This is a genomic window from Ideonella sp. P3_A4, from assembly GCF_056403075.1.
Window position 1 is genome coordinate 1 of the sequence record NZ_JBFUGE010000296.1, and the last position, 7,515, is coordinate 7,515.

Annotated in this window: 10 protein-coding genes; 1 reads left to right on the top strand and 9 read right to left on the bottom strand. The window is 68.1% G+C overall.

Annotated features, from left to right (window positions below; all coding sequences use genetic code 11):
- The 9 genes from AC1DYI_RS21810 to AC1DYI_RS21850 all read right to left on the bottom strand — a co-directional run.
- Positions 1 to 238: Maf family protein (locus AC1DYI_RS21810; protein WP_477206229.1), on the bottom strand; the 238-nt coding region annotated here is incomplete at its 3' end.
- Between the two features lie 2 nt (positions 239 to 240).
- Positions 241 to 1,386: an acyltransferase family protein gene (locus AC1DYI_RS21815; protein ID WP_477206230.1), complete on the bottom strand. Its 1,146-nt coding sequence runs from the start codon at positions 1,384 to 1,386 to the stop codon at positions 241 to 243.
- On the bottom strand, positions 1,383 to 1,853 hold the full coding sequence (gene rlmH / locus AC1DYI_RS21820) for a 23S rRNA (pseudouridine(1915)-N(3))-methyltransferase RlmH (protein ID WP_477206231.1): 471 nt from the start codon (positions 1,851 to 1,853) through the stop codon (positions 1,383 to 1,385). The genes AC1DYI_RS21815 and rlmH overlap by 4 nt, the downstream gene beginning before the upstream one ends.
- A gap of 19 nt (positions 1,854 to 1,872) precedes the next feature.
- Entirely contained in the window at positions 1,873 to 2,637 is a 765-nt protein-coding gene (rsfS, locus tag AC1DYI_RS21825; protein WP_477206232.1) for a ribosome silencing factor, read from the bottom strand.
- A complete protein-coding gene (nadD, locus tag AC1DYI_RS21830) occupies positions 2,638 to 3,243 on the bottom strand; it encodes a nicotinate-nucleotide adenylyltransferase (protein ID WP_477206233.1) in 606 nt (201 codons plus the stop codon).
- The gene (gene hemF / locus AC1DYI_RS21835) at positions 3,240 to 4,169 is read right to left on the bottom strand and encodes an oxygen-dependent coproporphyrinogen oxidase (RefSeq protein ID WP_477206234.1); all 930 of its coding nucleotides are present in this window, start codon (positions 4,167 to 4,169) and stop codon (positions 3,240 to 3,242) included. Before hemF ends, nadD begins: the two co-directional genes overlap by 4 nt.
- A 5-nt stretch (positions 4,170 to 4,174) precedes the next feature.
- A complete protein-coding gene (locus AC1DYI_RS21840; protein WP_477206235.1) occupies positions 4,175 to 4,822 on the bottom strand; it encodes a 1-acyl-sn-glycerol-3-phosphate acyltransferase in 648 nt (215 codons plus the stop codon).
- Entirely contained in the window at positions 4,806 to 6,095 is a 1,290-nt protein-coding gene (purD, locus tag AC1DYI_RS21845; RefSeq protein ID WP_477206236.1) for a phosphoribosylamine--glycine ligase, read from the bottom strand. The genes AC1DYI_RS21840 and purD overlap by 17 nt, the downstream gene beginning before the upstream one ends.
- Complete coding sequence (locus AC1DYI_RS21850) at positions 6,092 to 6,823, bottom strand: YebC/PmpR family DNA-binding transcriptional regulator (RefSeq protein WP_477206237.1); 732 nt, start codon at positions 6,821 to 6,823, stop codon at positions 6,092 to 6,094. Before AC1DYI_RS21850 ends, purD begins: the two co-directional genes overlap by 4 nt.
- A gap of 170 nt (positions 6,824 to 6,993) precedes the next feature.
- Between AC1DYI_RS21850 and AC1DYI_RS21855 the strand changes: the two genes are divergently transcribed.
- Positions 6,994 to 7,515 (top strand): hypothetical protein (locus AC1DYI_RS21855; protein ID WP_477206238.1); only part of this gene is annotated, 522 nt, incomplete at its 3' end.

A 7,515-nucleotide genomic window follows, 5' to 3' on the forward strand; every position in this document is an offset into this window, starting at 1 on the left:
GGATGGGCGCCGGCGGCAAACCGCGGCGCTTGAGCCGCTCGCGCGCTGCGCCCAGCTTGGCGCGCGTGACCCGCTCGACATAGACGCGCGGCAACTCGCCGGCACGCGTGGCCTCCAGTGCTTCGGCGTCCTCATCATCGTCGGCCAGCAGCAGCTCGTGCCGCACGCCGATCTGGCTCAGCAGCTGGCGCCGGCGCGGGCTTTGGGAAGCGAGGTAGATGAAGTCGTGGGTGGCCATGGTCACGCTTGCCAGCGCAGGCGCCAGCGGCGGTTGATCGGTTCGGCGAAGTGCTTCGAGATGAGTGCCGCCAGCAGCGCACTGGTCAGCACGAAGGCCAGCAGCAGCGGCGCGCGATGGTCGTGATGCAGCGACTCTCGACTAACGAACTGCCGCATCCCGGCCAGCACGATGACGTGGAACAGGTACAGCTCGTAGCTGTGGCGGCCGAGCCAGCGCAGCGGCGTGGTCGCCAACACCAACGCGCGACGCAGGTTCGCACCGAACACCGGTACAGGCGTGCGCGTGGCCCAGATGAACAGTGCCGCCGACAGCGCCATCGCCGTGAAACCGAACACGCGATGCTCATCGAAGCCGATGAAGTAGACCGTGGCCATCAGGGCCGCTGCCACAGGCGCCAACAGCCGCGCCGTTCGCACCGGCAGGGTCCAGCGGCGGCACACCAGCGTGCACAGGCAGCCGAAGGCGATCGCGTCGAAGCAGGCCGGGTAGGCGTAGAGGTAGGCCACTTCGTTGTCGCTATGCTGGGCGCGGAAGACCGGCCCCAGCGCGACCAGCAGCAGGCAGGCCATGGCGATCAAGGCCTCGCGCCGCAGCAGCAGACACAGCAGAGGGAAGACGAGGTAGAACACCTCTTCGACCGACAGCGACCAGTAGACGTTCAGGCAGTAGTTGAAGTAGCCCGCGCTCTGCATCAGCTGGTTGTGCCAGAAGGTCAGCACCGAGCCGACTGCCGGCCACCAGAAGCTCGCGGAGCGGGCCGCGTCGCCATCGCTGTTGTCGAAGAACGGCAGGCCCGCCAGGCCCAGCGGCACGATGATCGCGAGCGCCAGCAGCAAGGGCGGCAGGATGCGGCCGGAGCGGGCGACATAGAACTGCTTCAGGCTCAGCCGCGACAGCTCGCCATGGCGCGCCAGCAGCCCGCTGGTGATCAAGAAGCCCGAGACCACGAAGAACACGGTGACGCCGTAGTTGCCGCTGATCACCAGTGCTTTGGTGAATGGGCGGCCGAAGAGGTCGCCGATCACGCTGTCGGACACGCCGAAGGCCAGCGCAAAGTGCAGCAACAGGACGAGCGTGATCGCGATACCGCGCAGGCTGTCGATCGCCGCATCGCGCGCATCGCGGTGAGGGGCTGGAGAGTTCATTCGCGGTGGTAAGGGTGGCCGATGGCCAGCGACCAGGCGCGGTAAAGCGCTTCGGCCAGCAGCACGCGCACAAAGGCGTGCGGCAGGGTCAGGTCGGACAGGCGCAGGCTTTCGTCAGCGGTGGTCTTCAACGCCGGGTCGAGCCCGTCTGGGCCACCGATGAAGAAGACCACGTCGCGGCCCTCGCTGCGCCAGGCGTTCATGCGCTCGGCCAGCTGCACGGTCGTCAGCCGCGTGCCGCGCTCGTCGAGCAGCACACGCCGCGCACCCTTGGGCGCCACCGCCTCCAGGCGCTGCGCTTCGGCAGCCATCAGCTGAGCGGCGGTCTTGCCGCCACTGCGCGGCTCGGCCTTCACAGCCTTCAGCTCCAGCCGCATCTCCGGCGGGAAGCGCTTGGCGAAGTCGTCGTAGGCGGTGTCGGCCCAGGCGGGCTGGCGCTGGCCGACCGCCGCGATCAGCAGGCGCATGGGCGCGGGGCCGGCGGCTTCAGCGTGCCGAGGTCTTGCGCGGCGCGGCCTTCTTGGCCGGTGCCTTCTTCGCCGGCGCCGCCTTCTTGGCAGCGGCCTTGACCGGTGCGGCTTTCCTGGCCGGCGCCTTCTTGACCACCGGCATCGGTGCCGCAGCCTTGCGAGCCGGTGCCTTCTTCGCGGCAGCACCGACCGTGCCACTGCTGACCTTGCGCGCAGCCGCCGGCTTCTTCACCGCCACCGGTGCATCACCCGCGCTCTTGCGCTTCGGCGCGGCCTTGCCGAGTGCGGCGCGGCCGGCAGCCGATTTCTCGGTCGGTGCGGGGTGTGCCGACTTGGCTGACTTGGCCGGGGCCTTCTTCGCCGCCGGCTTCTTCTTCGCCGGTGCGGGCTCATCCTCGTCGTCGCTTTCCGACGCCTTGGGCAGCGAGACCTTCTCGTCGGCCAGCTTCAGCTTGACCGGCTTGCCGCCCCAGATTTCCTCGAGGCGGTAGTAGTCGCGGATCGCCGGCTGCATGATGTGCGCCACCGCGGCACCGCAGTCGACGATGATCCACTCGCCGTTGTCTTCGCCCTCGGTGCGCAGCACCTGCTGCCCGCTGGACTTGACCGCGTCGCGCACGCTGGCGGCGAGGGCCTTGGTCTGGCGGTTGCTGGTGCCCGAGGCCACGATCACACGCTCGAAAAGCGGCGACAGGTGCTCGGTGTTGAAGACCACGATGTGCTGGGCCTTCACGTCTTCGAGGCCATCGACGATGGCGCGTTGCAGTTTGCGGATGTCCATTCAGTGTCCGGGGGCTGCCCGGTAAAGCTGCTGTTGATCAATATAGCCTGCGACCGCCTCGCCCACCAGCGGGGAAACGGGCTCGCCGGCGGCGGCGCGACGGCGCACTTCGGTGGCCGAGATGTCGATGCGGGGCAAGGGCAGATCCCGCCAGGCGAGCGGCGGGCCGGCCCAGGCGGCGGGCGGTTGGACGGCCTGGCCCTCGCGCGCGGCGACAGCCAGCGTGGCCAGGCGGACGATCTCGCCAGCCTCTTTCCAGGTGTCCAGCCGCGCAAACTGGTCGGCGCCGATGACGAGAAACAGCGCCGCACCTCGTTGCTCGGCCGCCACTTGGCGCACCGTGTCGACGGTGTAGCTAGGGCCTTGGCGATGCAGCTCGCAGGTGTCGACGACGAAACCCGCTTCGCCTTCGACCAGCAGATGCAGCATCGCCTCGCGCTGCTCAGGGCTGGCCACCAGGCGGCCCGGCTTCTGCCACGGCTGGCCGGCAGGCTGCCAGCGCAGCTCGTCCAGCGCCAATGTATCGCGTGCCACGCGGGCCAGTGCCAGGTGCGCCAGATGCGGCGGGTCGAAGCTGCCGCCGTACAAGCCGATGCGAAGGGTCACGCAGGGCTCTCGTCAGCCCACTCGCGGGGGCGCAGGAAGTCTGAGTACAGCTTGGCTTCGGGTGTGCCGGCTTCCGGCTGCCACGCGTAGCGCCAGCGCACGATCGGCGGCATCGACATCAGGATCGCCTCGGTGCGGCCGCCGGACTGCAGGCCGAACAAGGTGCCGCGGTCAAAGACCAGGTTGAACTCGACATAACGCCCACGCCGGTAGGCCTGGAAGTCGCGCTCACGTTCGGTGTACGGCGTATCGCGCCGGCGTTCGACGATCGGCACGTAGGCGCCGAGAAACGCGTCGCCCACGCTTTGCGTCAGCGCGAAGCTGCGCTCGATGCCGAGCTCGTTGAAGTCGTCGAAGAAGATGCCACCGATGCCACGCGGCTCGTTGCGGTGCTTCAGGAAGAAGTACTCGTCGCACCAACGCTTGAAGCGCGGGTGGAACTCGTCACCGAAGGGCGCGAGTGCGGTACGGCAACTGCGGTGAAAGTGCACCGCGTCAGCCTCGACGCCGTAGTAGGGCGTCAGGTCCATGCCGCCACCGAACCAGACGACCGGCTCGGCGTCCTTCGGCGTGGCTGCAAACAGCCGCACGTTCAGGTGCACCGTCGGCACGTGCGGGTTGCGCGGGTGCAGCACCAGCGACACACCCATCGCCTCGAACGGCGCGCCCGCCAGCGCCGGGCGGTGTGCGGTGGCCGAGGCCGGCATCGCCTGGCCCTGCACGTGGCTGAAGTTGCAGCCACCGCGCTCGAACAAGTTGCCCTCTTCGACCAGGCGCGAGATGCCATCTCCCTGCAGGCGTTCACCGGGCGGGCGGGTCCACGCGTCAGTCAGAAAAGGCCGACCATCCAACGCGGCCAACGTGCCGACGATGCGCTCTTGGAGACCAAGGAAATAGGTGCGTGCAACGGTGGTGTCGAAACTCATACGCATCACCCCTTGAATACGATCGGCCCGGCCAGTTCGGGACGCTTGCCGGACGCGTTTTTGTAGGCCTGGGCAATCGCCGCGAGGTCGGCCTCGCGGTTGCCGCTCAGCAGCATGAAGCGCTCGACGCCGATGCGCTTGCGCGCAAAGTCGAAGAAGGCCAGGCCGAGCGGGACGCCGGCCTGCACCGCGACCTGATAGAAGCCGCTGCGCCAATACGGCTGCAGCTTGCGCGTGCCTTCGGGCGCCAGCGCCAGCCAGAGAAACTCGTCGCGGGCTCGGGCCTGCTGGAAGCGCAGCACCATGTCACTGACGATGCCGCTGGCGTTGAAGCGATCGATCGGGATGCCGCCCAACCAGCGCAGCCAGGCGCCGAACAGCGGGATGCGGAACAGGCTGTCCTTGCCCCAGAAGGCGAAGTGAATGCCCAGCGACCATTTGGCCAGCACGCCGACGATGAAGTCCCAGTTCGACGTGTGCGGGTAGGCAATGATGATGCCTTGGCGCGCCGGCAGGCCGTCGTACACCAGCTGCCAGCCAGCCAGGCGCAACAGAGCCCGGGCCAGACGGCTGCCGCGCGCGGCCGGCAGCCGGGTCGTGACGATCTGCGGGCTGGCGGTCGGGTCGGCGCTGGAGTCAGCGTTTGATGGCACGGTGGCCGATGTCGGAACGGGAGATCGCACCATCGAAGTGAATCGCCTGCAGCACCTCGTAGGCGCGGTGTTGCGCGGCGCGGGCCGAGTCGCCCAGCGCCGTCACGCACAACACGCGACCGCCGCTGGTGACGAGGTGCTTGTCCTGCTGCGTGGTGCCGGCGTGGAAGACCATCGCATCTTCGACACCCGCCGGGTCGGCCGGCAGGCCGCTGATCGCGTCACCCTTGCGTGGGTTCGCCGGGTAGCCGGCAGCGGCCATCACCACGCCCAGCGCAAAGCGACGATCCCAGTGCAGCTCGACCTGGTCCAGCGTGCCGTCGCAGGCGTGGGCCATCACGTCGACCAGGTCGCTCTTCAGCCGCATCATGATCGGCTGCGTCTCGGGGTCACCCATGCGGGTGTTGAACTCCAGCGTCTTCGGCTGGCCGTTCGCATCGATCATCAAGCCGGCGTAGAGAAAACCGGTGAACAGGATGCCGTCTTTCGCCATGCCAGCGATCGTCGGCAGGATGATCTCGTGCATCGCACGCGCGTGTACGTTGGGCGTGACCACCGGTGCGGGCGAGTAAGCGCCCATGCCGCCAGTGTTCGGGCCGGTGTCACCATCGCCGACGCGTTTGTGGTCCTGGCTCGTGGCCAGCGGTAACACGTTCCTGCCGTCGCACAGCACGATGAAGCTGGCTTCTTCGCCCTGCAGGAATTCTTCGATGACGACCCGCGCGCCGCCCGCGTTGTGGACGACGCCGAGCGTGTTGTCTTCGAGCATGAAGCGCACGGCTTCGTGCGCCTCTTCGATCGTCATCGCGACGACCACGCCCTTGCCGGCCGCCAGGCCGTCGGCCTTGACGACGATCGGCGCACCGAGTTGGTCGATGTAGGCGTGCGCCTTGGCCGGGTCGCTGAAGGTCTCGTAGGCGCCGGTCGGGATGCCGTGGCGCTTCATGAAGTCCTTCGCGAAAGCCTTCGAGCTTTCCAGCTGCGCCGCCGCCTTGGTCGGGCCGAAGATGCGCAGGCCGCGGGCGCGGAAGATGTCGACCACGCCCTGCGACAGCGGCGCCTCGGGGCCGACGACAGTCAGGCCCACCTTCTCGGCGACCGCAAAGTCGGCGAGCTTCTCCGGGTCGGTGATCGCGACGTTGGTCAGCCGCTTGTCCAGCGCGGTGCCACCGTTGCCGGGCGCCACGAAGACATGCTGCACCTTCTCGCTCGCGGCCAGCTTCCAGGCCAGCGCGTGCTCACGGCCACCGCCGCCGATCACCAAGACGTTCATGATTGTTCTTCGATCTCGGCGTTGTGATAAACGTCTTGCACGTCGTCCAGGTCTTCGATGATGTCGAGCAGCTTCTGCATCCGGGCGGCGTCTTCGCCGGCCAGTGCAATGCTGTTCTCGGCGCGCATCGTGACTTCGGCGATCTCGGGCTTCAGGCCAGCGGCTTCGAGCGCGTTCTTCACCGCTTCGAAATCGGCCGGCGGCGTCAGCACCTCGATCGCGCCGTCGTCATCGGCAATCACGTCTTCGGCGCCGGCTTCGAGCGCGACCTCCATCACCTTGTCTTCCGAGGTGCCAGGGGCAAAGATCAGCTGGCCGCAGTGCTTGAACTGGAAGGCCACCGAGCCTTCGGTGCCCAGGTTGCCGCCGTACTTGCTGAAGGCGTGGCGCACTTCGGCCACGGTGCGCACACGGTTGTCGGTCATGCAGTCGACGATGATCGCCGCGCCGCCGATGCCGTAGCCCTCGTAGCGGATTTCCTCGTAGTTGACGCCTTCGAGGTTGCCGGTGGCCTTGTCGATGTTGCGCTTGACGGTGTCGACCGGCAAGTTGACCGCCTTGGCCTTTTCAATCGCCAGCCGCAGCCGCGGGTTGGCTGATGCGTCACCACCACCCAACCGCGCCGCGACCATGATTTCGCGGATCACGCGGGTCCAGGCCTTGCCGCGCTTTTCGTCTTGGCGGCCTTTGCGGTGCTGGATGTTGGCCCATTTGGAATGACCGGCCATGAAATCTCCTGTGCCGCCACCTCGGGCGCAGAAAGTGGCCGGGCAGCGTTGTCGTCGACGGGGGGGAACCGGCCATTTTAGCGGTGCGCCGCGTTGACAGGGGTTCGAGCAGCCCCGCACACTGGCCCGTCGCCCAACCACCGGGCTCCGCCCCGGCTCCATTCACCCGCATGGCCCCCGCCCCCACCGAGCAGGAATTGGCGGCTTCGTGCCTGAGCCTGCTGGCCCAACCCGCGCTGTGGCCACAGCTGCGCCTGCCACCGCCCACAGCAGCCCGTGCAGCCGAGGCGCCATGGGCCACCTACTGGGCGACGCGGGTCGACGCGGCGCTCGACGTGGCCGAGGCCCGCGCGCTGCTGGAAGCCGCATTCGCCACCTTCACCACGCAGCAGGACCGGCTGGGCGAGTTGCTGTGCCTGGCCGCGATCATCGAGAGCTACTACGTCGACGAGGGCTCGCTGGAGCCGCTGGACGGCTGGATCGCCGAGTTGGCCCGTCGCCTGCCCGACCGTCAAGGCTGGGCCTCGCAGGAGTTGGAAGCGCGGGTGCTGGCCTGCGGCGTGGGCATCTTGCTGCGGGATCAGACGCACCCGCTGCTGGCCGGCTGGGCCGAGCGCGGCGCCACGCTGGCGCGGCAGCTCAAGCCCGGCGCATCCCGCTTGAAGCTGGCCACCTTCCTGGCCCAGTACCAC

What these genes read in the sequence shown, in the direction of transcription:
- AC1DYI_RS21815 (WP_477206230.1), bottom strand. Translation starts at nt 1,386, where the DNA reads ATGAACTCTCCAGCCCCTCACCGCGATGCGCGCGATGCGGCGATCGAC.
- rlmH (WP_477206231.1), bottom strand. Translation starts at nt 1,853, where the DNA reads ATGCGCCTGCTGATCGCGGCGGTCGGCCAGCGCCAGCCCGCCTGGGCC.
- rsfS (WP_477206232.1), bottom strand. Translation starts at nt 2,637, where the DNA reads ATGGACATCCGCAAACTGCAACGCGCCATCGTCGATGGCCTCGAAGAC.
- hemF (WP_477206234.1), bottom strand. Translation starts at nt 4,169, where the DNA reads ATGAGTTTCGACACCACCGTTGCACGCACCTATTTCCTTGGTCTCCAA.
- purD (WP_477206236.1), bottom strand. Translation starts at nt 6,095, where the DNA reads ATGAACGTCTTGGTGATCGGCGGCGGTGGCCGTGAGCACGCGCTGGCC.
- AC1DYI_RS21850 (WP_477206237.1), bottom strand. Translation starts at nt 6,823, where the DNA reads ATGGCCGGTCATTCCAAATGGGCCAACATCCAGCACCGCAAAGGCCGC.